Below are 25323 nucleotides of genomic sequence, written 5' to 3'. Positions count from 1 at the left end.
CAAAACGAAGTGTCCCCGTTTGGGTTTATCACATTGTAAAGCGTCTTAGTCTGTCCAAATACAGCTACAGATAAAAAATGAATTATGATGGTTAGTAGGGTCTTCATAAAATTACCGCCAACGATCAGGGCTTGCCGTCAGGTGTGGGATTAGTATTCCGTCCGCCGACAACCGCTGCTGATTAAGTTGTTTTGTTGAAGTTAAGAATTGAAGTTCAAAGTAGCTTGTCCTGCCCGGACTGAAGTTGGGCTTTGCAAAACTGCCGATTGAACTTGCGTCCAGCCACACTTGCGGCAAACCCCATGTTGGCTGCTGTACAAACAAATTCCTCCTTGATTAAATTCCCAATGTCTAACTTCTTTTGATTAGTGTTGAATGAAGGTGTTTTACCTTCCAATGTTTATTTTGTTTCGCTAAAACTACTGTTTCCAGCCATAATACCGTTGTTTGTTTGCCGTCTTTGGTAATCGATGAATTTAGTCTGTATGTTACCCATGCGGTATTTTTATTTGTTTCGGTACTGATGAAATCGAAAGTATTACTGCGTTTAAAATCAGTTGCCGTATTCATGGTAATTGCTTTATTTATCAATGTGTCTATATTCCAAACCTGACCATATTCGTATAAAGTAATGTCGGCAGTGCAATGAGCTTTTAAGATTACCGAATCTCGATTTGATAAAGCTTCAAACATTTTTACAACTGCTTCTTGCACTTGCCGCTGGTCTTTTCCCAATAGTTGTTGTGCCTGCAAGAAAAATGAAACAGAAATTGCAAAAATTAGAAGAGTTATTTTTTTTAATGTCATTGATTTATTTCTTGATTGTGCCGAAATCTTGAAGTGTCCAAATGTATAGCAGCCAACGTTCGAGGCTTTGTGCAGTTGGGGAATTAACCAACTGTCGGCCCGGAACTGAAGCTAAATTTATAACTAAAAGCCGAAGTTTAGAACTACTGCCCAACAGAATTCCGTCCGCCGAATATAAAGCTGGGATATGCACTGCCGATGATTGCTGCAACGTCAAGCCCCAATTGCACAAAACCTGATGTTGTATGCCGTACTTTCGTCTACCTCTTTTGTAATGCCAGAAATAATTTGGTTCCAATTATTGTTTGCCAAAAGATAAATACTTCTCCAAACATTGTTATAACAGAACTTTCAATTTTAAAAAAATATTCAAATGGCGGCTTTTCGACTGTGGATGCGAAGAAGATTTGCAAAATTTCAGCTACGAAAAATGAAAGTCCTCCAAGAATAAAAAGTGTTGATTTTTTGTAGTCTATTGGGGTAACAAATTTGTTTGTCAAGTAGAAGGTTATTATAGCACCAGCACCACCAGATATAATACCTACTAATAATCCTAAATAAGAACATATCAAAGTCAGAAACCATAATGTCAAACAGGTCAAGTTCATTAGTAGGTAATAACTTATTAATCTGTCAAACCTAAAAGTTTTACTGGCTAACACAAACATAAAGACAGTTGAACTGGTAAATAATAAGCCAGGGAAAAAGAAGCCTCCTTTGTTTTGGAAAAGGTAAAGTAAATATGTCGAAGCAAAACCTGATACTAAACAAAGTCCAACAGCAATAAAAGTCTTTAAATAATAATTTTTGTCTTGCCGCAACTTGTTAGTTTTTGAGAATGAATTTTGTGTCCACCCGTATGGCATACAACGGCCAGGCATTACCGAAGGTTTGGAATTAGGATTCCGTCAGCCCCGGAACAAAAGCCGATTGAAAATATTTTGTTGAAGATAACAACTGCTGCCGATTGTTGCTGTGTCTGCCCGAACTGAAGATGAATAGCGCACAACTGCTCATTGCTATTCCGTCCGCCAAACTTTTGGTAATGCCAATGTTGGCTGCCGTTTTTTCGTCAAATTATTGTTGGTTCACCAAAAATTAATTTTGTCAACTTGTCTTTTAATGAAAGTTTGTATCCATCTGGCAATAAGTTTTCAAAGCCTAATGACTTAAATGTTACAACTCTAACTTTCCAATTTTTGTCATAAAGTTGTTGTCGCAATTTGTCAATTATTGAACTTTTATTTCTTATTGAATTATTGTCTAAATAATTAGGAAGTGTCCAAATTGAAGCAAGTTTAACATCTAAATTTTCGGAGTCAAGTTCTTTGTAAAGCCTGTCAACAATTTTTTGTACAAATGGTCTACAGTCATTTTCTATGTAAGCAAATTCTTGTAAATAATTTAGAATGTCATTGGGCTTATATGATTGTTTTGCTGTTTCCAATATGTCGTCTAATAATTCAACGTAAAACTGCCCCCAATTTTCTGTATCCATAGAAAGAGCTTCTGAAACAATAGGCAACGGAGTTAACTGGTTGTCAAATTTGACTTGATTGATTTCGCTTTTAAATTTCTGTTGATTTGAATTTGCGTATTTTAATATATCAATTAAGACTTTCTTTTTTTCGTCTTCGTCAACATCCCAAAAGCTGTCTATTTGTACTTTGAACTTAGTTACAAAATCATTCATACTATTCTTGTTGTTTGAATGGTGTAGGGTGTCTATTAAAATGGCGGCCAACTCGTATATTTATGAAATTAGATGATAAAAGTAATTGATTATAAGAAACCTATATTCTGCATCGAAATTTACGGAATTTGCTGTGAATTTATACCAATGGAATTATTTTCTGAAAAACATTTACTTCCCATACCCAAGAAAGTGAAGGGTTCGACGTTTGGTTGGTATGTAAACAGAAAATGGGTAAGCTACAACCAACTGCGAGATTCGATTAATGCTTATTCAAAACAAACTAAAGCTTCCTGAATAATCACAGCATTTCATGCCCCTGCGAAACATACTCAAACCCCGCATTCAGCAATGCCATATATAATTCATTCAGGTCAACGTCAGCGCCAGTGTGAACTTCCAGTAAACGTTTGATTTCGCGGGTAGTAAACTGATCGTCGCTCTCAGCGATTGTCTTAACGGGAGTGTATTTAGAAAGGAAATTTCCAAGTGCAGGCTGCCACATAAAAAAGAGGTTGAGGCGCCTACAACGTTTTTTGCGTTGAACCCCGAACCCCAAAGAGCCGGAATTACCTCAACCCCATCCGGTCATGACCAGACAAGGTTAAGCATTGTAGAACTCTAATGATAAGTAGGCACTGCAAATATAGCAGATGCCACGCAATCAGAAAGTACAAGAGTGCGACGCAACAGCAGCTTCATTGAAATACAAAAGCCTGCTACCAAAATTATATTACTCCATGCCCTTCACCAGACAGTAATTCAAATGCACTTACATAATGCCCTGCCGGTTATGCATATCCACCGGTGCTTGTAAAATCATACTCCACCAGGTGATAAATAAAGAGGTTAATATTCATCTGCTGGCCGGTTAGTTTAAATGTTTCGAAGACATGCTCCGAGTACAGTGAGCCATCTTTGTTAACGGTCTGTTTGCAGCGGAAAGCGAAATTCTTAAGTGTTACCGGAATCACTCCTGCAGGATCCGCAAAGGCCTGCACATAAGCGTAAGCGGTGGTGGCATTGCTGTAGGTGTTGGTGTTTTCCTCCCACTCGTAGGTTAGCTCCTGATCGACAGCAATTGTTACCATTCCCAGCTTTAAATATACGCTGATTGATGGCCGCTGCAGTGAGGTAAAGTTTAACCGCTGCATGACCGCTTGGATCATGACGACATCATCTTGCACGGGCTTTTCAATGATGCTCACGAAGATGTACGGCACACTGTTTACTGTGATGATATCATCCCATTTGTATTCGAGGTATTCTTTTAGCGGCAGGTAAAAGATCTGCTCCACTGCATTCTCATTCCCGCTGATGAGGTCGCACCATCTCTGCCACCAGTAAGGTATGATACCCTTGTCGGTTCCATTGTATTCATGGTGCAGGACATTGCTCCAGGCAAGTGCTGCAGCGCCGGTGGCCGGTGGTATGGCTGACGAGCTGGCCAGCGGATATTGCTTAGGGCCTGCGGTATAGTCTGCTTTGATCTCATCAACAAGTCCATGGTACAGCAGTGTGCGGATGCCGAACTTCTCATACTTACTTTGCTCACAGTAAGGAAAGAAACCAAAGTAATCTGTACCGGATGCAGTGCTGTATTGTGTGCGGTAATAAGGCAATGTCGTGACCTTTGTTTCAAAGACATTGTTTGCATCATCGGGGCTTTCATCATAGATGTCGTCTGCAAAGACAGTCCAGACGCGCTGTTGGCCCTGCTGCTGTCTGCTGCAGCTTCTCTCCTAACCCGAGTTGTTTATCCGGGAGATTGACCGGCCCGTACCAGCTGGTGTTTGGCTTCAGCGTTGGCTCGGTAAACAGGAACTGCGATTGCGGATCCACCTCCGGCCACACATCCACATTTTCTATTGCGGTAAACCACAGCCTGCAAAAGCCTGGATAGAAATGTTTGGATGCGCTGAGATTGAAAATGCCCCGGTAACCTGTTTGCTGCATGATGCAAAAGTGAGTGACACAAACAAGGGGAGAAAGGACAGTTGAGTTCGTTGAAAAAGTCTAATTAAATGTAAAGGACAGGTTTGTACAGTTTATGGTAAAGATTATATCGGTTTCTGAAAAAACGACTTAAAATATTAACCAGCGTTTTTAAAATATCTGAATTTTTATTATATTGATACATAACCAGATCGCCGATTATTTAACCCCCGAAACAATCAGCCATGAAAGTTTGTTTTAAAAAAGAATGGTCGCTACTGGCCATTAAATTGTGTATTGTGGTTGCACTTGCAATAGCAGGCATTCTTTTGTTATTACGCTTTGCAGACTACTTTGTTTATGGAACATTTGGGTTGTAACTTTTGTATGATCTCTTTTCTTTTTCGATATTCCTTCTGCTTAAGGGCATCATAAGTAATGTCCTCCTCTATCTCTATCGAATGCATGTTGCAAAATATTTCAAGCGCATCTTTAATCTGCCCACCCTGCTGCATATGTAGCATACAAAAACGCGTTAGGTCTTCTTCAAACCTTTCTTCAAAATGTTTATTCAGGTAAATGATATTGCATTTGGGAATCTGCGTTTTAAACTTGTATTGATACAGCCAGTGCCGTGGCAATTGAACGGACATGAAAGTGTTGAAGCTGTCAAACTTCTGATGGGTCATGGTCTCTGCCTGGAAGTACATGCGGGTGGTGGAATAACCGAGCAGGGAAGTACCAAAGTAATTTTTTGTAGAAAAGACAATGGGACTTCCATACAGGGATTGCAAATATTTTGACAAATAGGGTTTGGTCGGGATAGTAATGCCGAAGTGACTTTTCAAAGGATGGAGATTTGAACAAATATAGAGGCAGGGCTTATTTAAAATAACATGTCTTAAATCTTTAAAGCGATTTTCATTTTACACCTTAAAAAGGAATAAATAAAAAAGCCCCGCTATTGCGGGGCTAAATCTTTTTTGCAGAGTTTTACTGAATCCTTGTGAATGTAAGAAAATCACTTCCTGTCCCATCATTTTCGATGTCAGTCAGCACAATTTTCCTTTGCGTGATGCGGTCTACGTCCCAGCCGCCCCTGATTTCTCTTACAGCATTCGGAGCACTGGAATCAAAATCTATTTCCATTTCTCCGTCACTTTCAATTTCCCAGGTACCAACATAATTTTGTGTTCCCTGCCTGGCTGTTAATGTCCCATTGCTTTCGAAGATGAAAACATATGCTGAAAGTGTGTTTGTTTTCCTGACGCCGTCGTCAACGAATTTTGTCACAGAATAATTACCAGGAGCCGGCTGCGTCAATGCTAAAGCGGCATCGTCATCAGATGATGCACTAACACTTTGAGGAGGAGCAACTGAATCAGATTTGGTACAGGACGGTGCAAGCATGAGCATGGCCATGCAAATCGGTAGGATAGCGAGTCGTTTCATTTTGGATAAGTTTGTAAATGAATAGTTTATGGGCGTAATATCAGCCAAAAAAACCATACCTATGTCTTTTGGCCGCTGAAACAATTAAATATTCTGTTGAACGAGGATTTCAAGTGCAACAATACCACCAAGCCGGTAAAATGCCTCGGCATACAGTGCCGTAGCCGTTAGTAAACGCGGATAGGTGCCAGGGACTTCTTCAAGTGTAACATTCAACTCCTGTGCCTGTTCATTCAATTTCGCCAGATCAAGATTATCCGGGATTTCAAAACTTATGTTCAACATATAAAATTTTAATTAATCTTCTTACTCCAGTAAAGGCGAAATTATTTGCGCATGCAATGTATTACAAATTTTTTGCCGTGTTAAAACATTATAGACGCTGTATGTATCGACAGGATACTGCATGAGCAAATGGTATAACGCTATACCATGTCCGTCGCTGAAATTAAAAATAAAAGTATTGGAAGAAGATAGCAGTTTCTTTTTAAAAGCGACCCTCACATCGATAATAAGTGACAACAACACTTTTTGATTGCACCATTCAGCCGACCATGTGGGTGCATCCCTCACCTTCATTTTATAGATCATGAGTATGGGCCCGAAAAACTTTTCATCGGCGAGGCGGGCTTCATCCCTGGATAGTTTTAGTTTCATCATATGCTACAGGTGTTGATGAAGTTTCATGCTCAGACTTTTAACCAATCAGGTACCGGGTAATCTTCGAGCAAAGGCTGTAACTGAGATAACCGGTTCTCCAGTATGACGCCGGCACTGTATTTCACCAGGTACCGATCAGGATCGTTCTTTGGCTTGGTATTGTCATACAAACTCAACATAGAACCAAAGCCCGTGCTTATTGATAAAGAACCGCAGTAGAGACCACAACATCTTTCCTGCGTCGGTATATCCCAACTGATCACCACGGTACGTAAACGTGTGTTTCTCCCGCCTGACCTTTGAACTCCACCGGACGAAAATATCAAACCGGCATCGCTCCTTCTCTTCCTGCACCGGTGTGTTTTGCATCGTTGTATACATAGCGCTCAATACCTGGCCTATGCCACTGGCTTTATTTGATGCAGCCGCTGTTGGCCGGGCATGTTTCTTTCTTTCATCTTATGCACATTTTGATTCCTGCATGCGCCTTATGCACATGTGAAAAAAACGATTTTTTTGCTGCCTGGACTTGTACAGGTTTGTACACTTTGTACAGGCTTGTACAGGGAGTACAGTGTTATACAGGGTGTACAAGCTCTGGTAAGAGATTAACCGGTTACAGTATATAACATTTTTTTCAAAGAGGGCTTTTTCAACTCATGCTGCCTTTGTTTTTAAAAATTTTTCGGCCAGTATGTCGATGCGGTCGCACATAAACTAGACGGTATGTTTTTGCTGTTTAAGCCGCCGCGTATGAAAGATGTTGTCATCCTTGTATGCCCGCTTCTCTCCTTCTATCACCCGCATATAAAACGAAATGAGGCTCTTGCTTTCTAGCTGTACGGCATAAAGGATCAGCGCTGTCGGAACATTTTAATTTCCAACATGCCACTATCTGATATAGTTGCCCCCTGGTTCAATATGTCTGTTACCTGTTCTCTGTTTCTAATAAATTTGTTTCGGACAAACAATGTGTTTTTAGTTGTATAGAACAGCGCAGTGCGCTTCCATTTATTTTTTATTAAACACCACCGTAAGCATGATCAGGATGACGATGCAGATTGCCACGATGTATGCACCGGTGCCAAAATAATAGCTGTTAAAAAACAGGTTGGCTATTACAATACTGAATATCAGCAGGGCCATGAATGTACGCAGAAAAGCTTTCAGGATCTTCATGCGTTACGATTTAATCATGTATTCAAAAATGTCCAGGCAATGGCTGACATATGAGATGATGTAATCCCTTCCGGTGATGAACCATATCAGTACCTATGCCACTAAAGTCATGACAAAGAGTGAGGCTGCAAACACCATCAGTGCAACCGCAAAAAGTCTTCTAAGCATATAAAGTAGTTTAGTTAATTGAGATAGATGTTGAAGTCACCAAGTGACTATAACAGCCTGCATAGCTCATACCTGCAGTAACAAGTAAGCCACTCATATTTTAATACAACAAGTCTATTCATCTCATGAGTTATTAGGAGCAAACATATTCATGTACCTGATCACGCGTTCGAACTCTGCAAACATGGTATCGAAATCATCTTTCTCATGTTTCAATCTTGAGCCCATTTTAAACGTGCCATATCAATGACGCTGCGAGCAGTTTGGAAGGGTTATTTGAAGACCTGTACAAGGCGATACCTTTTTCAATTCTCAAAATAATTTCCTCCGGCGAAAAGGCCGCTGCAGCCATACTTATTTAGCATTAACAGCTGCGTCTAACATACTGTAATGATTTAATGAATGAATTGAGTTTCCCTGAATGAAACTTCCTGTGTGATCGCAATTCCGCTGCCAATATACACCCGTAGCATATGCTCAACCGTTAGAAGAATGTAACATTGCAGTATCCGCACTCCATCAGCTGTCATGAAAAATAAGCCCGGCATTTCTTCCAGCAGCTCGTACATCTTAGAGTGTCCTTCGGATCGTCCAAAAAATCTTTCGCCCCGTATAAGTTTATCTCTGTGTGATGCAAGCCGCGACATAGCAAAAGATTATTGATCAAATCCAATTGAAATGTGTTTGCGCAATCAAAGATTATATTCTTTGCCAAACAGTTTGCTTATTGCTTCCTGTATAGGTCTCGAAAAATGTGGTGAAACATAACTTTGGTATAGGTAAATCAACTGTCATCCAATACATAAATCGAAAGAAGGAACCAAGAGCAAATTTTATTCAAAAGTTTTATGAACAGTTTGACGAAGAGTTGAAAAAAGTAGCAATAGTAGATACTTCCGTAACAAATTATAGAACGGCCCCTCCAATCACATTAGATAAAATATCTTCTGTCATTTTAAGGACTTACGCATTGCAACAAGTAGGTTTATCGGTTTTAGCGGAACTATTAGCGGAGAAGACTGGAGCTTCAGTCACTGCGACGCAATCGGAGCTTTTAAAGGCGGTAGAGGCAGAAGAGGTAAAAATGAGGGAAGCATTGAGAGAACTGCAGTAGATTTTTTTTTCTTTGCTCTACGTTTTTTGGTCATCCGGGTATGGTTTTGTGGTTTTAGTGAATGGTCGAAATGTAAAAGACTGATTCAATATAAAAAATGTGAAAAATCACACTCGCCCCCGTGAAAAATCACAGCGCGGTTTATTATAAAATTTCCTACTATTGATCTCCCATTATCAACTGTTATCGAAGGAGTTATATAAAAATTCCTTAATAAATCTTTGTCTTTTTACTAAACTAAACTCTGCTATGAAGTCCGCGCATTCAAAATTTGAAATTGTGATTCCGCATTCAGACTTCCCTCCCAATTGGACTGACCCTGTTCTGGAGACGGTAAAAATTTTGCCTATCAAACTTCGCAACGTTCACATCAACGGTGAAAAAATTGATTTTAATGATCCGGAAAGTGATTTAAAATTTTATCTGCTCCCAAACCGAAATGGCGAGTGGCCTGAGAATGAGATACATGTTCGTGTAATTGTCCGTACTGATAAGATAAGTGTCTAACACTTGGTGCCACATTAATTGCTTAAAAAACTGGGAAAGGATAATGGAAAAAGCTAAAAACGTAGAGACGCTTTTTAAGTTTTTCACGTATTTACTATTAAGTCCGAAGACTACTTTTCGAAAGGTAGAAATGTTGGAAGCATTAGCAAATTTGCAAAACCCTGAAGCTGGATTAGGGGAGTCATTTATAGAAAACTTAATCACTATTGGCTTGTTAAAGAGGATAGAGCGTATCGACTATGCACTTTCTGATGATGGTTATCAATTGTGGGTGGAAATCAATCAGGATATAAAAACAAGTAAGGAAATGAGTGCAAAAAAAAGCGCTTGGATTCAGGACGTAATGACAATTATTGAAAGCTAAAAACTTCTTATGATATCTATCTACGATTATATACTATATGAGGGCGTGACTTATTTCAGTCTCAGTGATGAAGTGGCAATGAATAAGATTACTACTATGGCAAAAAAATTATCTCCGTTGGCGAGTGAAATCTTGAGATATCGTGATGGTGCTGTTGTCATAAAGTCAGATGATACGATTAGAGTAACTGGTTTTAGGGATCAAGACTTTCGAATACGATTGTGTGAATTTCTAGGCGTACCAACCGAATGATTCAAAACATTTCGAGCCATTAATTTTTTTTTAGTTTCCTTTGCGGCCGCTCAGGGTCTTTGAACTTATGATATCGCAACGGAACTTCGGGTTAACAAAACAGGTTAACAAGCTGTGTTGCGAGAACGAAAATTGCAGATAGAGGCTTAAAAATTATGTTGTAAATCAATCAATTAGAATTATTGATAACATGGGGTGGGTTCCCTTCCCTCGCAACTTAAAAGCCTCTGATGAGGCTTTTTTCTTTTTAATAATTTTGAGCCAGGCTGCATGGCAGAGATTGAGCTTCCGTTGCGTCGCACTCTTGTACCGCATCACATTATGAAGCACTTCCGGTTATACCGGCTCAGCTCGGCAGGCAGGCAATATCAGGCGCTCAATGAATCTTTGAAAAGGCAGCAAAACACATCTTATACAACCGCATTAGTACACAAAAAATTGAAAGCAGGATTTGTAAACATATTCGGCAAACCAAACGCAGGCAAGAGCACCTTGCTCAATGCGCTGTTGGGCGAAAAGCTGGCTATCATCTCACCCAAAGTACAAACAACAAGGCACCGTATCAAAGGCTTTCTTACAGAACCTGGCAAATACCAGCTGATATTTTCTGATACACCCGGCATCATACAACCAAAATATAAGCTGCAGGAAAGAATGATGCAATCTGTAAAAAGCGCATTGGAAGATGCTGATGTGGCATTGCTTATGGCGGATGTGGCCGATAACAGGGAAGAGAACAATAACCTGTTTGCCTCCTTAAACCTCAAAGTGCCGTGCATTGTTGTACTGAATAAAATTGATAAACTGGGCGATAAGCGCATCAACGATGCAGCAATCTTTTACAAAAGCCAGCCTTATTGCAAAAAACTGGTGCAAATATCTGCGCTGCAGAAAGCCCATATCGATGAACTGATCAATGCCATACTGGAATATTTGCCGGAAGGGGAACCTTTTTACCCGGAAGATGATATGACAGACCTGCCCACTAAATTTTTTGTGGGTGAAATGGTCAGGGAAAAAATTTTTGAATTGTTTGGTGATGAGATCCCCTACCATACGGCGGTAATGGTAAATGAGTTCAAAGAAAAAGATACACTGGTAAAAATACAGGCAGATATAATTGTACAACGGGAAAGCCAAAAGGGCATTCTGCTTGGCGAAGGTGGAAAAATGATCAAACAACTGGGAACACTTGCCCGGCAGGACATAGAAAAGTTCCTGCAACAGAAAGTATTTTTGCAGCTCTTTATTAAAGTAAGGCCCAAGTGGAGAGACAATGAGCTGCATTTGAAAGAATATGGTTATTAACATGTACACCTGTTGGTGAAAGATGACGGTATGCTGCACACATCCCGCATCAATCATACAGCGGTGGCATTAAAGCATTACATTATGAGTTTTACAGTAGCAATAGTAGGCAGACCAAATGTTGGCAAGAGCACATTGTTCAACCGTTTACTGGAACAACGCAAGGCCATTGTTGATGATATCAGTGGCGTAACCCGCGATCGCCAGTATGGTGTTGCCGAGTGGAACGGTAAAACTTTCAATGTTATAGATACCGGTGGTTTTGTACCACAGAGTGAAGACATATTTGAAACAGAAATCCGCAAACAGGTACGCATAGCTATTGATGAAGCCGATTGCCTTATATTCATGACAGATGCGGCCATTGGCATTACAGACCTTGACGATAGTATGGCAGATGTTTTACGCCGCTCTTCCAAACCCGTACTCCTTACCGTAAACAAAGTAGATAATAATGAACGCCTGCTTTCAGGCTCTGAATTTTACAGCCTTGGGTTTGAACATGTATTTTTCGTAAGCAGTATGAGTGGCAGCGGAACGGGCGAACTGCTCGATGCTGTTACTGCACTTATTACAACAGATGAATCTGAAGAAACCGAGCGCCAGGGCGAGCTGCCAAAAATTGCCATCATAGGACAGCCAAATGTTGGTAAATCTTCCCTGCTCAACGCATTGATAGGCCAGGAACGTACCATTGTAAGCGATATTGCAGGTACCACAAGAGATACCATTCACACCCACTACAATCTCTTTAATAAAGAATTTATTTTAATTGACACGGCAGGCATACGCAAAAAAAACAAAGAGAAAGATGACCTCGAGTTCTATTCTGTAATACGCGCTATACGTGCCATGGACGAAGCAGACATTTGCCTGCTGATGCTGGACGCAGCAAAAGGAATAACTGCGCAGGACGTTAATATTTTCTCTCTTGCAGCAAGAAAAGGCAAAGGCCTTGTTGTGCTGGTAAACAAGTGGGACCTCCTGGAAAAATCTACCAATACCGCCAGGGATTATGAGAAACAACTCAAAGAAAAAATTGCACCGTTTACTGATGTACCGGTAATATTTATTTCTGCAAAAGAAAAGACCCGCATTTTCAAAGTAATAGAGGTTGCACTGGAAGTATTTGAAAACAAAACCCGCAAAATACCTACCAGCAAACTGAACGATGTTATGCTGAAAGCAATAGAAGCATACCACGCGCCTGTTGTACGCGGACATGCCGTAAAAATTAAATTTGTAACACAACTACCCACCGTAGTTCCCTCTTTCGCATTCTTTGCCAACTTCCCCGATGATATAAAAATGCCTTACAAAAATTATCTCGAAAACCAGTTACGCCAAAACTTTAAGCTTAGCGGCGTGCCTGTAAGAATATTTTTCAGGAAGAAATAATTGTTGGTACCAGGCGTCAGTAATGCTATTAAGCATCGTTGCGTCGCACTCTTGTACTGCAAACCATTATGCAACTGTTCCGGGTGTAACGCCGTAACAATTGTGCAGCCATGGTGTGGCACTATTTTGGAAACCATAATGTAAATAACAACTTATGGCAAACACAAATAACAGCAACAACACGGCTGACCTGCAAGACAGCGAAAGAGACCAGGAATTACTTCAACCTGAAGAAACAACCATGGATCTTCCGGAAGTAAAAGATATACCGGGCCAGGAAAATATTAAAGTGCCCAAAATGCGTGAAATGATGGATACTACCGCATCATCAGCAGATGAAGAGGGCGAAGGCATTTTGGATGATGAGGAAGATTTGGAAGATGGAGACCTTGATGAAGAAACAGATGAAGATTTTGATGAAGATGCAGATGTAACTGATGAAGAAAAAGATCTGTTAACGAGAAGCAACGAAAGCATGGCAGGCGAAGAAGATGAGGCAGTAAGAAATGCAATGGTAGATGATACTGATGATGACGGCGAAAAACTGAATGAAGAAGTGGATGTTTCAGGCAGCGATCTTGATGTGCCCGGTGCAGAACTGGATGATGAAGATGAAGAGATTGGCGAAGAGGATGAGGAAAATAATTCTTACAGCAGGGGACAATAATTCCTGTTGTTGCAGATAGAAAAGTCGTCACGTTTGCCCGTGGCGACTTTTTTATTTGGCGCCCTTAAACAAAGCATTTTGCCTTGTGCTGTTAGCAGGCGGAGGTTATGCAGTTTCGTTGTTGCCATATAAACAGGCGTACAAGAGTGCGACGCAACCATGCTACATTGAAGTATAAAAGCCCGGCTCATACAAACAAAAAAGCGGCTTATAAAAGCCGCTGTTATAATATTTACTGCAACTGCTAATACACAGCCTGCAGGTTAATATCGAAGATAAGTATGGAGTTGGCAGGTATACTTCCTACAGCGCTGCCGCCATACCCGAGCGATGGTGGTATGTAAAGCGTAATGGAGCCGCCGGCGGCTATCAGCGGTATACCTTCCTGCCAGCCGGGAATTAAACCGGAAAGGTAGAACCCTGCACTGGTGCTGCTGTCGAACACCGTTCCGTTTGTAAGCTTACCTGTATAGCCAACCTGCACAGCATTGCAGATGGTAGGCTTATTACCCGAGCCGGCATTTTGAATAACGTAGAAAAAACCCCTTGGGTCTTCTGTAGCAGTAATATTATTCGTGTCGAGGTATTGGCGCAAAGCTTCTACTTCTGATGCAGGTGCTGTGGTGTTTACGGTACCACAATCCTGCGTTTCTTTTTTACAGGACAAACCGATGATCGCTAACGCAAGAAAAGCAAGAAATAGTTGTTTCATAATTTGAATTGAACGCGCAAAAGTATAGGAATATGAAAAACAAATAAGGAAAAATTATTGCATACCATGCAGGCGTTCAGGCACGGGAGATTAGCAAAAAAATAGACCCATCCAGGAATAGACGGGTCTTAACCAATTCTTGAAAACTTGTAAATACCGGATCATTGCCCATGATCAAGTCTACAGGTGCAAAGTAACTACGCAAATCAGCCCCCTGAAATAGTAGCATGTCGTTTCTTATGTAATGAATGAATTACTGTGTATGTAGTAGTATTATGACAACTTTTACAAACTACTGTTAGCTTAAAGATTGATTTTAAAAATAAAAGACATTTATACACTTATTTCTGCAGAAATGATAAAATATCCTTGAAAGAATGCAGAAAATCAGGCGGGGTCCACATCAATAATAATGTCTACGCTCCTGTAACGTTTATTCGTATGTATAATGATCACCTGTTGGTGCAACTGCATTTTACAATTGCTGATCGTGGCGGCATCTTTCGGTAATTTGAGTAATATATCCTGCAGGTACTGGTTCCTCACCCGGTTTACAACGGGCTCTGCCGGGCCTGATATATTGCTTTTGAATGCCTGCAGCCCCTGCACCATAAGATTGGCTGCTTCTTCGGCTATATGCTTTTCTTTATGCCTGAAAGTAATGTGTATCAACCTTGAAAACGGCGGATAGAAAAAATGCCTGCGGTTGGTAATTTCATACTCGTACAACAACCGGTAATTGTGCTGTTGTACAAACTGCAATACGGGATGAAGCACATTGGTGACCTGTATAAGCACTTTGCCTTTGTCGTCTTTTCTGCCGGCGCGGCCGCTTACCTGCTCCATCAACTGGAAAGCACGCTCATTTACCCTGAAATCGGTAAAGTTGAGCAATGCATCTGCATCGAGAATACCTACCAGGTTTACATGCTCAAAATCTAATCCTTTTACCACCATTTGTGTACCCACAAGTATGTCTACGCGCTGTTGTTCAAAAAGTTTTATCAGGCTGTCGTGATCATGCTTTCCTTTTACGCTGTCATAATCCATCCGGGCTACCCTTGCACCGGGGAAATCTTCCATTATTACCTCTTCTACTTTTTCTGTGCCGAAGTTTTTTTGCATAAAACTATGGCTACCGCAAGCAGCACAGGTGTTTATTACCGGGTACACGGTACCACAATAGTGACAGGCTAGTTTATTCTTTGCTTTGTGGTAGGTGAGCGTAACATCGCAATGTTGACATTGAGGTATCCAGCCGCACACACTGCAGATCATATAAGGCGTGTAACCGCGGCGGTTTTGAAAAATAATCACCTGCTTTTTTTGCTGTAAAGAAGCCTCGATGGCTGTTTTCATTTGTGGGGAAAACATTTGCTTCTGTTTGTCTTTTGCAGGTACCTGCTTTAAATCTACCACTTCAATACCGGGCATCTTTCCTTCACCAAATCTTTCATTGAGTTCAACCAAACTATACTTGCCTGCAAGCGCATTGTGGTATGTTTCTATAGCAGGCGTTGCGCTGCCCAGTAAAACCCTGGCTTGATGAAGCGAGGCATAATAAATGGCCGTATCTCTTGCATGGTAGCGTGGCGCAGGGTCATGTTGTTTGTAAGAGCTGTCATGCTCTTCGTCCACAATTATAAGGCCCAGTTCTTTAAAAGGCAACAGCAGGGCAGACCTGGCGCCAAGCACCGCTTTTATCTCACCGCTTTTTATCTTGTTCCATATTTCAACACGCTCATTTGGATTAAACTTGGAATGGTAGATTGCAATATTGCCACCAAAGTGCTTTTGCAATCGCCGGATGATTTGTGCTGTAAGTGCTATCTCCGGCAGCATATACAAAGCCTGGCGGCCACGTGCAATCGTTTCTGCAATCAGCTTGATGTAAAGCTGCGTTTTGCCACTTGCAGTTACACCATGCAGCAGGCAAACCTGCTTTTCTGCAAATGATTGTTGTACTTTTTCAAGCGCCGCTTCCTGTGCGGCAGATAAAGTAAAATCAAGCGACATATTTTTTGGCAATACCGGCAGGCGGCTGGTATCTCTCTTTTCTGCAACCAGTATTTTTTTGTCTATCAGTCCTTTGAGCTGTGCTGTACTGGCATTGGCTTTTTTGAGCAACGCAGGTTGTGTAACTTCTCCTTCTGCTTTTATAATGTGCAGGTAGGCAAGCATCAGTTCAAGCTGCTTTGGGGCTTTGGTCCATTCGTTGAGCAGCCGGGCCAGTAAATCCTCGTTGTGGTAAACAGGATTGAGTACTATATAGGTTTCTGTTTTGGGTTTGTATTTTTCTTTCAGCTCTTCCCATACATAGCAAACACGCTTTTCAATCAGTTTCTTAATTACAGGATAAACATGCGTTACATCCAGTATTTGCTGCACCTCGCTCAGCCGCAGTTCTTTTTTCAGTTCCAATGCTTCTGCTACAAGGTATTCCTCATCATTCAAGTTGCTGAAATCAAGTCCATATTCTTCATTCCATATAAGTATGCTTTCGCTCGAAAGTTTAAGGTTTGCAGGCACAGCAGCATTCATTACTTCGCCTTCGCTGCACATATAATAACCGGCTATCCATTGCCATAATGCCAGTTGCCCGCCATACACAACAGGATCTGCATCCAGCACATTCATAATTTCCCTGGGCTCAAAGGCCGCAGGCTTATTGGTGTGCAGGGTTTTGATAATACCTGCATATTTCTTATTCTTCAGTTGCACTTCTACCCTTGATCCTTCCTGTACCGATTGTTGAAAATGTGCAGGAATACGCCATGTATAGTTCTGCGGCAATGCCAGCGGTATAATTACTTCAGCAAAGAGTGCAGCAGTGTTGTCCGCATCTGAAAACAATGATGTATTTGATTGAGATGACTGCATGTTGTAGCGCGAATATACCAAACGTGGTGGTGATATTCAGCGTGCCATTGGTGCACAAAGAGCGGAACCCCTGAAGCGTGCGACGCAACAGGCGATGCCATGAAATACAAAAGCCCGGCTCATAACCTGTATTTAATCAACAGCCTTTTGCAATGTGGGAACATTATAATTCCTGTAGCGCCTGAGCCCTGCTTCCATTTTTTGGTGAACGAGTTGTTTTAATGCAGGCATTTCTTTGATGGTATAACCCTGTACCGGTATTTCATCCATGTACACCGCTGCACACCTGCCGGGCGTTAACTCAAAAAAACCACGCCAGTGCATACGGTCTAAGGTATCAATAAAAAGTACAGGTTTGATGGGTGTTTGTGTTTCGATGGCTATGCGAAAAGCACCATCGTAAAAGTCTTTCAGCGGTGCACTGGTCTCATTAAATGTGCCTTCCGGGAAGATAAAAATCGATATGCCGTGCTTCAGGGCTGCTTTGAGCGCCCTTACACTTTTGGCGCGCTTCTCAGGGCTGCTTCTGTCTACCACAATAGCTGCGGCCCGGTATATCCAGCCGAATACAGGATAGTTGACCATTTCATATTTTCCAAGTACCCTTATGGGCTGGTGCAGACTGCGTACGAGTGCAGGAATATCCATATACGAGCAATGGTTGGCCACAAATATGTATTGCTTTTTTCTGTCGTGCGGCACCTCGTACGTTTCTTTATGCCGTATAAAAATCAGCCCGTACCAAAGCCTTGCCCAAAGATTGCACAGGCGATAGACAAAGTTGCCACCTGCTACGCCAAAAAAAGAAGCAATGAGCACAAATGGCAATACCAAAAACATAATGATAACAAACCACAGCAATGCGTAAACGCAGTAAACGTATTGAAACAACCTTTTCAGAAAAGTAAGTTTAGTTGAACCGAAGATAAGGAGAGTTGACCGTTATAATTTTTTTGTACCCATCAGCAGTATTTCATAGCATCGCCTGTTGCGTCGCACTCTTGTACGGTATAACTGTATGCAACAGTTCCGCGCTCATCAGCGTTGTTTTAATCGGCTTGCGGCAGGTACAACACGCTGTTAATTTTTTTCTTCCGTATTGTTCGCAGCATAAGCTATTGCCACCTGCAGGTCTTCTTTTGTATCTGCTTTGTCATAGTTCCAGCCTGCTGTATTTTCCAGGTTGCGCATCTGCTCGCTTGTTTGCCTGCTGCCATCGTGGCTCCAGCCCGGCGGACCAAAAACATAATTCCATTTATCTCTAAAACTGATGTCTTTACGCCTGATATCTTTCCACAGTTGCTGCCACTCATGAAACACAATGGTTACAGCATTGGGGTTTTCCAGGTTTTTGGTTAACCCGTACTTTATGGGCTGGTATTCATTGTCGGGTAGTTCAGCCTGGAAGGTGCCAAACATTTTGTCCCAGATAATAAGAAACATACCCATGTTTTTATCGAGGTATTTGGGATTGGATGCGTGATGTACCCTGTGATGAGAAGGTGTTACAAAAATATACTCCAGCCAGCCCATTTTTTTAATGAGTTCGGTATGTACAAATATGCCCCATATCTGTGTTGCAGAATACACAAAAGCAATGTCCAAGGGTTTAAACCCACACAAGGCCAGTGGTATAAAATAAATAAACCGGTACAAAGGCTGAAAAACGGAAGAACGAAAACCAACTGTAAAGTTTATTTTTTGAGAACTATGGTGTGTAACATGCGTAGCCCAAAAAAAGCGCACTTCATGATCGAACCGGTGCAGCCAGTAATAAATAAAATCTTCTGCAATAACCAGCCATACCCAATAAGCAACCGGCGCATGCCATGCAACATTGGAATAATGATAAAACCATACCCAAACCGCCATGGTAACCACCCGGAAAAGCAGGTCTATACCACCGTTGAGCAACATGAGGTAAATATTGGTAAACGTATCCCTGATTGTGTAAGCCTTTTTATGCTGCAGGTGGGTTAACAGAATTTCAAGCCCTATAATAAAAAGATATAAGGGGGTAGAAATAAGAATCAGCCATTGCTCTCTTATACTTTCCATGCTGTTGAAGGATAAAACATACGGCGTGGTTTAACCGGAATGTCTCATTTTTGTTGATACAAAGGAAATATAAATCCTGAAGAGGTAAATTTAAAACTTGCTGAAAGTATGAAGGACGACATTTTACATAACTGGCAAAAAAAATCCACCGAACACCAGAAACAGTACAAACAATTCTTAAACCGGGCAGACAAAAACAAAGTGCTTAAACAACTGCCGGCCCTTCATGAAGCCGCATTTGAAAAAATCAATTGCCTGGATTGTGCTGCCTGCTGCAAAAATTACTCACCACGTTTTAAAACACCGGATATCAAGCGCATCAGTAAACACCTGAAAATGCGGGAAAGCGAATTTATAGAAACGTATTTGCGTATTGACGAAGATGGTGATTATGTGCTGCAGGTAAAGCCATGCCCCTTTTTGGGTGCCGGTAATCTTTGCAGCATTTATGAAGTACGGCCATCAGATTGTGAGCGCTTTCCGTACACTGATGAGGATGTTATTCTTAAAAGACAACAGCTTACCCTCAAAAATGCTACTTTCTGCCCTATTGTGTATTATGTGCTTGAAAAATTAAGCTCCTGACAGGCGTGATCAATATTCCATTTTTCGAAGACTTGGCGCTTTTACCCAGGTAATGATAACTACCAGCAAGGTCATACACCCACCAAAAACCACCGAAGGCACGTTGCCAAGCAAACGGGCCATTACACCGCTTTCGAACTGGCCCAGCTCGTTACTCGAATTAATAAACATGCTGTTTACACTCATTACACGGCCCCGCATATGGTCGGGTGTTTTCAACTGCATTATGGTACCACGTATTACCACACTTACACCATCCAGCATACCACTTACCATAAGCACAAAAAACGACAACCAGAAAAATTCAGACAACCCGAAAATGATGATACAAGTGCCAAAACCGGCTACGGCAAACAACAACTTTTTACCATGTTGTTTTGCTATGGGTGAAATAGTAAGAATGATCACAATACAAATAGAGCCAATATCGCTGGCTGCATTTAACCAGCCAAAACCTATTGCATCTACATGCAGTATATCTCTTGCAAACACAGGCACCATGGCTACGGCACCGCCAAACAATACCGCAAAAAGATCCAGCGAGATGGCACCAAGCAGTTCCTTTGTTTTAAAAACAAATCTCAGTCCTTCCTTTACACTCTCCCATGTACGTTTCTCACCTTGCTCGTGGAGTGGCGGTTTGGGTTTTAGCTGCAGCATTACAAAAAAAGCAATGAGAATAAGCACACATATTACACTTAATGTACCTGTAATGCCAATGTGGGCAATTAATAACCCACCCATTGCATGGCCAACAACCGACGCGGTAAGCCACACACCCTGGTTCCATGTTATGGCATTCTGCAAAATTTCTTTTGGTACAATATGCGCTACCAGTACATTAAATACCGGCCCGGTGAAAGCTCTTGTAACACCTGTAAAAAAAATTACCGTGTAAACGCCAATTGCAATCCAATGATTACTCAATCGTTCTGCTGCAAAGCTGGTTGATAAAAGCAGCAAAACGCCTGCACATAATGCATACAGCAGCACGCCCCGCAAAATCATAAACCGCTTTTCGTTTTTATCAATTACATGCCCGGCATACAATGCAAGTGATACAGCCGGGATAACCTCGGATAAGCCAACAAGACCTATTGCCAGCGGATCGTTGGTAAGATTGTAAATCCACCAGCCCACAAGTGTACCCATCATTCGTAAACCCATTATAAATACCATGCGGCCAATCATAAGGCTCCTGTATTCTGGTATTCTTACTGCTGCAAGTGGTGAATTTTGCTGTTGCCGATTTGCCATGAATAAAAATAAGGAAGAGGTTTGTCCTTATTTTGCAAAGATGCAATGCAGTAATTAATATGCAATCATATTTCTGAAGTGATTATCGAAGTAATATGTATGTGCATTGACCGGTAGCACAGGATGCATGTTGAAAATAATTGTGGGGAATGTACCCGCAGGCTGAAGCTGCCATAAGCTATACAGGTGAAAGGATTGCGACGCAAGGGACGATGCCATAATTTGCTGATGCCGGTATCCATCACTGTAATAAATACAAAAATATTACGGCAATGTAAAGTAATGCTGGCCACCTTCCAGGTCAGTTTCAAGCGCGTCTAAAACCACCTGCAGGTGTTTCTCATTATCGAGAAAATCGGCATTGGAAGCATCAATAAAAATCGTTGTAATATTATGTTGTTTTATATAGCTGGTGTACGTTTCCTGTATGCTGAAAAGGTATTCATCGGGAATATTTTGTTCATACACACGGTTGCGTTTCCTGATGTTTTTTTGCAGCTTTTGCACCGGCGCATGCAGGTAAATTACCACATCGGGAAATACGATCTGCTGGTGCATAATCTCAAACAACTTCTGGTACAGGCGAAATTCTTCTTCGGGCAAATTTACTTTTGCAAAAAGCAGGCACTTTGTAAACAGGTAATCCGATACCGTTACAGACTGGAACATATCTTTTGTACGCAGCATGTCTTTCAACTGCTTAAAACGTTCGGCCATAAAAAACAATTCCAGCGGAAACGCGTACTGTTGCGGGTTTTCATAAAATTTCGGCAGAAAAGGATTGTCATCAAACTCTTCAAGCACCAGCCGTGCATTTAGTTTTTTTGACAACAGGTGTGCAAGCGTGGTTTTACCCGCGCCAATGTTGCCTTCTATTGTTATGAAGTGATATTTCATTTAGGAGATGTATTTTGTACCCGGCTGCATTACTACTATCCGGCTTCTGTTGCGTCGCACTCTTGTACTGTTGTTCCTCTATTCAGCACTGTTCCATCATGCGCTACTTGTACTGACAGCCTTCAAAATTAAGTGGCTAAATGAATGCTATTGTTCAATTTTATACACATTCAATTCATCCTTACATGCTTCCAGTAACTGCACAATTGTTTTATGGAAAACCGGGTGCACATATTGTGGTGCGATCTCTGCAAGGGGCATTAAAACAAAACGTCTTTCCTGCATGCGTGGGTGTGGAATAATGAGCGTTGCGGTTTCCATTATGGCAGTATTGTAGAAAAGCATGTCAATATCAATGATGCGTGGCCCCATCTTCACTGTTCTGGTTCTGCCCATTTTGTATTCTATACGCAATAGAATTTCCATTAAATTTGGTGCGGTTAGGTCCGTTTCAAGCAGTATAGCCTGGTTGTAGAAATCCGGCTGATCCTGCAAGCCCCATGCTGCCGTTTCGTACAAGCACGATTTTTGAACTATTGTACCGCAATATTGTTGAATGTACGCACTGGCCATTGCAAGGTTTCCGGCACGGTCGCCTAAATTGCCGCCTGTCAGCAGGTATGCTTTATTCATATATTCAAATCCTTAGTAGGGTTCAAATATCTTTAATTTTGACATGCACAAAAGAGAACTATGAAGAGTTTCCTCAAAACATTCTTTGCTTCATTCCTTGCCCTTATTATTTTCAGTGTTCTTGCATTGGTTATTGGCATATGGATATTAAGTGCGGTTGTACAACCCGATAAACCCGCAATTGGCCAGAAAGCCGTACTGGTTCTGGACCTGAATAAAATTTACAATGAACAGGAGAAAGAAAATCCCATAGCATCTATCACCGGCGATGAATCTGGAAACAGTCCCGGTTTGTATGATGTGGTGCGTCTTCTGCATTATGCAAAACAAGACAGCACAGTGAAAGGCCTGTATATAAAAGCGGGCAGCAACATGAATGGCTTCGGCGCCAGCGAGGAATTACGCAATGCTGTTCTTGATTTTAAACAAAGCAGGAAGTTTGTGATTGCATACGGCGAAACGATAGATCAGAAATCATATTACGTTTCAACGGCGGCCAACAAGATCTATTGTCACCCACAGGGTGGTATTGACTGGGACGGTTTTTCCGTTACATATCTTTTTATGAAAGGCCTGCTTGACAAACTAGGGATAGAGCCGCAGGTATTCTATGCAGGAAAATACAAAAGTGCCACAGAGCCTTTCAGGTTTACCAAAATGTCTGAGCCCAGCCGTTTACAAACTACAGATATGCTGAATGATCTCTACAGCATATTGCTTAAAACTACGGCAGCAGCCAGGAACATCGATACGGCAACACTGCATTCACTGTCTGTAAACGGTGTTATCCGCAGTGCAAACGATGCTTTGAATAATAAACTTGTGGATGGACTTAAATATGACGACGAAGTAAAAGATGAGATCATCAACCTGTTAAAACTGAAAAATACAGATAAAATCAATTTTACTGAACTGAATGAATATGGTGCAGCCGTGCCTTATAAAAAATCGGGTAATGGCGATAAAATTGCGCTCATCTATGCCAACGGGGATATCGTGGGTGGCAAGGGTGATGATGAGCAGATTGGCAGCGACAAATTTGTTGAATTGATCAGGAAAGCCCGGTTAGATAATGATGTGCAGGCAATCGTTTTTCGTGTAAATTCTCCCGGCGGCAGTTCCCTGGCAAGTGATGCCATCTGGCGTGAAATAACGCTGGCTAAAAAAGCAAAACCGGTAGTGGTAAGTATGGGTGATTACGCAGCATCCGGCGGCTATTATATTAGTTGTAACGCAGACTCTGTTTTTGCAAATGCCGGTACCATTACCGGTTCAATCGGTGTATTTAGCCTGCTGCCTAATATGCAAAAGCTTTTCAATGAAAAACTGGGGCTTACTTTCGATGGCGTTAAAACAGGGCCTTATGCAGATATGGGTAGTGTAAACCGGCCGCTGACTGAAACAGAAAAAAGGTTCCTGCAGGCCTCTGTTGACTCTATTTATTACACCTTCAAATCCCGTGTGGCTGAAGGCAGAAAGACAAATATTGACTATGTAGATAGTATTGCACAAGGGCACGTTTACACCGGCGAACGAGCCATTATGCTTAAGCTTGTTGACAGAACGGGCACGCTGCAGGATGCAGTTGAATGCGCAGCAAGAATGGCGGGTACAAAAAATTATTGGTTGAAAGAATACCCGGAAAAGAAAACATTCTGGCAGGAGATAACAAATGCCGACAACTTTGTAGAAAGCAATTCTGAAAAAGCCATTGTAAAAAAAATAGGCGCAGAGCAATACCAGATGCTGCAACGGGTAAAAAATGTGAAAGAACTAATGCAGGCACCGCAGGCAAGATTACCTTTTGATATGAACATTTATTAAACCTTAAATAAACGTTCATCGAAGCGAAAGCTGTTGCTGGCTTTTATTTTTACCATGTAGTATTGTGCGTGGGCAGGGTTCAGTAAGTAGTTATGTTCCTTATCTACCACTGCAGAAGGGCATTGAATAACAAGCGGTGCATTTGACCGTATAATTTCAGACCCCATCCATTGAGTGTATTCAAAATCATTCCACCAGTTTTTCTTAAGCCTTGCTTTATTCACTTCGTGAAAACCTGTTTCAGGCAGTTCAATCTCCATTAATTGTATTACCTGCAGTTGCTCCAATGTGCTGGCGTTTACCAATACCTCGAGCAGCGCAAGTGAAATGCTTGCACTGGTATATACAAGTGCAGTACCTGGCAGGTTCCATCTTCCACCAACAAGTTTTGCACCCGTGCCTGAAATATCATCTGCATATTTAGGATGTGAGAACCTGTAAACTATCATGAATAAACACCGTATTGAATTCTTCTTAGCTGATCGATTAAATCCTGTATGCCCTGTGCTGAATACAAAGATTCGAAAGTCAATGTATGGCCAAGCACTTTTTTCTCTTTACGCAACCAGCTATACAAAGCTGTAGCATCGGTAAAGGTTTCCAAACCCAGTTCTATCAGTTGCTCCATCTGCAGAATGCGGTCCACATAAATTCCTTCAAAACTGCTGTTGTCTTTAGCATAGCGTTGTAATGTTCTTTCTGAAAGATGCAAAATACCGGCCCAATCCTTTTGCGTAAAAGGCACAAGTGCCGCAATTTTTTCAAATTTACGATAGGGAAAATCGGCTACTTCCGGCAATCTCTTCACAGTTCTGTAATGCAGGGCACCATCCCCTGCACCTGAGTGTGGTACCTGCTGGTCTGCATATTTTTTTTGTTTTGCCATATCCGTCATTTGTCGTACAAATATACGTCATTTGTCTATATATCCCGAATGCTTATAGTTATTTTTTTGAACCCTAATACATTATAA

Annotated in this window: 29 protein-coding genes; 8 read left to right on the top strand and 21 right to left on the bottom strand. The window is 41.4% G+C overall.

What is annotated here, in order from left to right:
• Positions 1-351 precede the first annotated feature (351 nt).
• The 12 genes from I5907_RS12050 to I5907_RS11995 all read right to left on the bottom strand — a co-directional run bounded on the left by I5907_RS12050 (position 352) and on the right by I5907_RS11995 (position 7726).
• Positions 352-807 (bottom strand): nuclear transport factor 2 family protein, encoded by a 456-nt coding sequence (locus tag I5907_RS12050; RefSeq protein ID WP_196990955.1) that lies wholly within the window; start codon positions 805-807, stop codon positions 352-354.
• Between the two features lie 260 nt (positions 808-1067).
• A complete protein-coding gene (locus tag I5907_RS12045; RefSeq protein WP_196990954.1) occupies positions 1068-1628 on the bottom strand; it encodes a hypothetical protein in 561 nt (186 codons plus the stop codon).
• Between the two features lie 251 nt (positions 1629-1879).
• Positions 1880-2500, bottom strand: coding sequence for a hypothetical protein (locus tag I5907_RS12040; RefSeq protein ID WP_196990953.1), 621 nt, complete (start codon positions 2498-2500; stop codon positions 1880-1882).
• A 301-nt stretch (positions 2501-2801) separates the two neighbouring features.
• On the bottom strand, positions 2802-3005 hold the full coding sequence (locus I5907_RS12035; protein ID WP_196990952.1) for a hypothetical protein: 204 nt from the start codon (positions 3003-3005) through the stop codon (positions 2802-2804).
• Positions 3006-3291: 286 nt separating this feature from the next.
• Entirely contained in the window at positions 3292-4122 is an 831-nt protein-coding gene (locus I5907_RS12030; protein WP_196990951.1) for a hypothetical protein, read from the bottom strand.
• Positions 4123-4171: 49 nt separating this feature from the next.
• The gene (locus I5907_RS12025) at positions 4172-4456 is read right to left on the bottom strand and encodes a hypothetical protein (protein WP_196990950.1); all 285 of its coding nucleotides are present in this window, start codon (positions 4454-4456) and stop codon (positions 4172-4174) included.
• A 314-nt stretch (positions 4457-4770) separates the two neighbouring features.
• Positions 4771-5283, bottom strand: coding sequence for a hypothetical protein (locus tag I5907_RS12020; RefSeq protein ID WP_196990949.1), 513 nt, complete (start codon positions 5281-5283; stop codon positions 4771-4773).
• A gap of 145 nt (positions 5284-5428) precedes the next feature.
• Positions 5429-5887 carry a hypothetical protein gene (locus I5907_RS12015; RefSeq protein ID WP_196990948.1) on the bottom strand — a complete coding sequence of 153 codons (459 nt, stop codon included), beginning with the start codon at positions 5885-5887 and terminating at the stop codon, positions 5429-5431.
• An 84-nt stretch (positions 5888-5971) separates the two neighbouring features.
• Positions 5972-6172, bottom strand: coding sequence for a hypothetical protein (locus tag I5907_RS12010; protein ID WP_196990947.1), 201 nt, complete (start codon positions 6170-6172; stop codon positions 5972-5974).
• 21 nt (positions 6173-6193) lie between these two features.
• Positions 6194-6547, bottom strand: coding sequence for a hypothetical protein (locus I5907_RS12005; protein ID WP_196990946.1), 354 nt, complete (start codon positions 6545-6547; stop codon positions 6194-6196).
• 29 nt (positions 6548-6576) lie between these two features.
• Entirely contained in the window at positions 6577-6726 is a 150-nt protein-coding gene (locus tag I5907_RS12000; protein WP_196990945.1) for a hypothetical protein, read from the bottom strand.
• An 832-nt stretch (positions 6727-7558) separates the two neighbouring features.
• Positions 7559-7726 carry a hypothetical protein gene (locus tag I5907_RS11995; RefSeq protein ID WP_196990944.1) on the bottom strand — a complete coding sequence of 56 codons (168 nt, stop codon included), beginning with the start codon at positions 7724-7726 and terminating at the stop codon, positions 7559-7561.
• A gap of 922 nt (positions 7727-8648) precedes the next feature.
• Here I5907_RS11995 and I5907_RS11990 point away from each other — a divergent pair.
• The 6 genes from I5907_RS11990 (at position 8649) to I5907_RS11965 (ending at position 13504) form a co-directional block, all read left to right on the top strand.
• Complete coding sequence (locus tag I5907_RS11990; RefSeq protein ID WP_196990943.1) at positions 8649-9008, top strand: hypothetical protein; 360 nt, start codon at positions 8649-8651, stop codon at positions 9006-9008.
• 249 nt (positions 9009-9257) lie between these two features.
• Entirely contained in the window at positions 9258-9515 is a 258-nt protein-coding gene (locus I5907_RS11985) for a hypothetical protein (protein ID WP_196990942.1), read from the top strand.
• 43 nt (positions 9516-9558) lie between these two features.
• The gene (locus tag I5907_RS11980) at positions 9559-9879 is read left to right on the top strand and encodes a hypothetical protein (RefSeq protein ID WP_196990941.1); all 321 of its coding nucleotides are present in this window, start codon (positions 9559-9561) and stop codon (positions 9877-9879) included.
• A 690-nt stretch (positions 9880-10569) separates the two neighbouring features.
• Positions 10570-11439, top strand: a complete 870-nt coding sequence (gene era / locus I5907_RS11975) for a GTPase Era (protein ID WP_196990940.1) — start codon at positions 10570-10572, stop codon at positions 11437-11439.
• 30 nt (positions 11440-11469) lie between these two features.
• The gene (der, locus tag I5907_RS11970; protein ID WP_283016271.1) at positions 11470-12837 is read left to right on the top strand and encodes a ribosome biogenesis GTPase Der; all 1368 of its coding nucleotides are present in this window, start codon (positions 11470-11472) and stop codon (positions 12835-12837) included.
• Between the two features lie 154 nt (positions 12838-12991).
• Entirely contained in the window at positions 12992-13504 is a 513-nt protein-coding gene (locus I5907_RS11965) for a hypothetical protein (protein ID WP_196990939.1), read from the top strand.
• Between the two features lie 244 nt (positions 13505-13748).
• Here I5907_RS11965 and I5907_RS11960 read toward each other — a convergent pair whose 3' ends face one another.
• The 4 genes from I5907_RS11960 to I5907_RS11945 form a co-directional block, all read right to left on the bottom strand.
• Positions 13749-14216, bottom strand: coding sequence for an FKBP-type peptidyl-prolyl cis-trans isomerase (locus I5907_RS11960; protein WP_196990938.1), 468 nt, complete (start codon positions 14214-14216; stop codon positions 13749-13751).
• A gap of 387 nt (positions 14217-14603) precedes the next feature.
• A complete protein-coding gene (priA, locus tag I5907_RS11955; RefSeq protein ID WP_196990937.1) occupies positions 14604-17096 on the bottom strand; it encodes a replication restart helicase PriA in 2493 nt (830 codons plus the stop codon).
• Between the two features lie 132 nt (positions 17097-17228).
• A complete protein-coding gene (locus I5907_RS11950; RefSeq protein ID WP_196990936.1) occupies positions 17229-17936 on the bottom strand; it encodes a lysophospholipid acyltransferase family protein in 708 nt (235 codons plus the stop codon).
• 240 nt (positions 17937-18176) lie between these two features.
• Positions 18177-19154 carry a sterol desaturase family protein gene (locus tag I5907_RS11945; protein WP_196990935.1) on the bottom strand — a complete coding sequence of 326 codons (978 nt, stop codon included), beginning with the start codon at positions 19152-19154 and terminating at the stop codon, positions 18177-18179.
• A 108-nt stretch (positions 19155-19262) separates the two neighbouring features.
• Here I5907_RS11945 and I5907_RS11940 point away from each other — a divergent pair, with 108 nt between their 5' ends.
• A complete protein-coding gene (locus tag I5907_RS11940) occupies positions 19263-19739 on the top strand; it encodes a YkgJ family cysteine cluster protein (RefSeq protein WP_196990934.1) in 477 nt (158 codons plus the stop codon).
• A gap of 9 nt (positions 19740-19748) precedes the next feature.
• Here the strand turns inward: I5907_RS11940 and I5907_RS11935 are convergent, their stop codons facing one another.
• From I5907_RS11935 to folK, 3 genes are all read right to left on the bottom strand, one after another.
• Positions 19749-20996, bottom strand: a complete 1248-nt coding sequence (locus I5907_RS11935; protein ID WP_196990933.1) for an MFS transporter — start codon at positions 20994-20996, stop codon at positions 19749-19751.
• A gap of 264 nt (positions 20997-21260) precedes the next feature.
• Positions 21261-21893 carry a deoxynucleoside kinase gene (locus I5907_RS11930; protein ID WP_196990932.1) on the bottom strand — a complete coding sequence of 211 codons (633 nt, stop codon included), beginning with the start codon at positions 21891-21893 and terminating at the stop codon, positions 21261-21263.
• A 147-nt stretch (positions 21894-22040) separates the two neighbouring features.
• Positions 22041-22526, bottom strand: a complete 486-nt coding sequence (gene folK, locus I5907_RS11925; protein ID WP_196990931.1) for a 2-amino-4-hydroxy-6-hydroxymethyldihydropteridine diphosphokinase — start codon at positions 22524-22526, stop codon at positions 22041-22043.
• Positions 22527-22586: 60 nt separating this feature from the next.
• Here folK and sppA point away from each other — a divergent pair, with 60 nt between their 5' ends.
• Positions 22587-24350, top strand: coding sequence for a signal peptide peptidase SppA (gene sppA, locus I5907_RS11920; RefSeq protein ID WP_196990930.1), 1764 nt, complete (start codon positions 22587-22589; stop codon positions 24348-24350).
• Here sppA and I5907_RS11915 read toward each other — a convergent pair.
• Entirely contained in the window at positions 24347-24799 is a 453-nt protein-coding gene (locus I5907_RS11915; RefSeq protein WP_196990929.1) for an RES family NAD+ phosphorylase, read from the bottom strand. The two genes, sppA and I5907_RS11915, sit on opposite strands and share 4 nt — an antisense overlap.
• Positions 24796-25236, bottom strand: a complete 441-nt coding sequence (parS, locus tag I5907_RS11910; protein WP_196990928.1) for a type II RES/Xre toxin-antitoxin system antitoxin — start codon at positions 25234-25236, stop codon at positions 24796-24798. Before parS ends, I5907_RS11915 begins: the two co-directional genes overlap by 4 nt.
• Positions 25237-25323: the final 87 nt, after the last annotated feature.

Source organism: Panacibacter microcysteis (assembly GCF_015831355.1).
Taxonomy (GTDB): Bacteria; Bacteroidota; Bacteroidia; order Chitinophagales; family Chitinophagaceae; genus Panacibacter; species Panacibacter microcysteis.
This window is presented reverse-complemented; position numbering and strand designations above follow the sequence as displayed.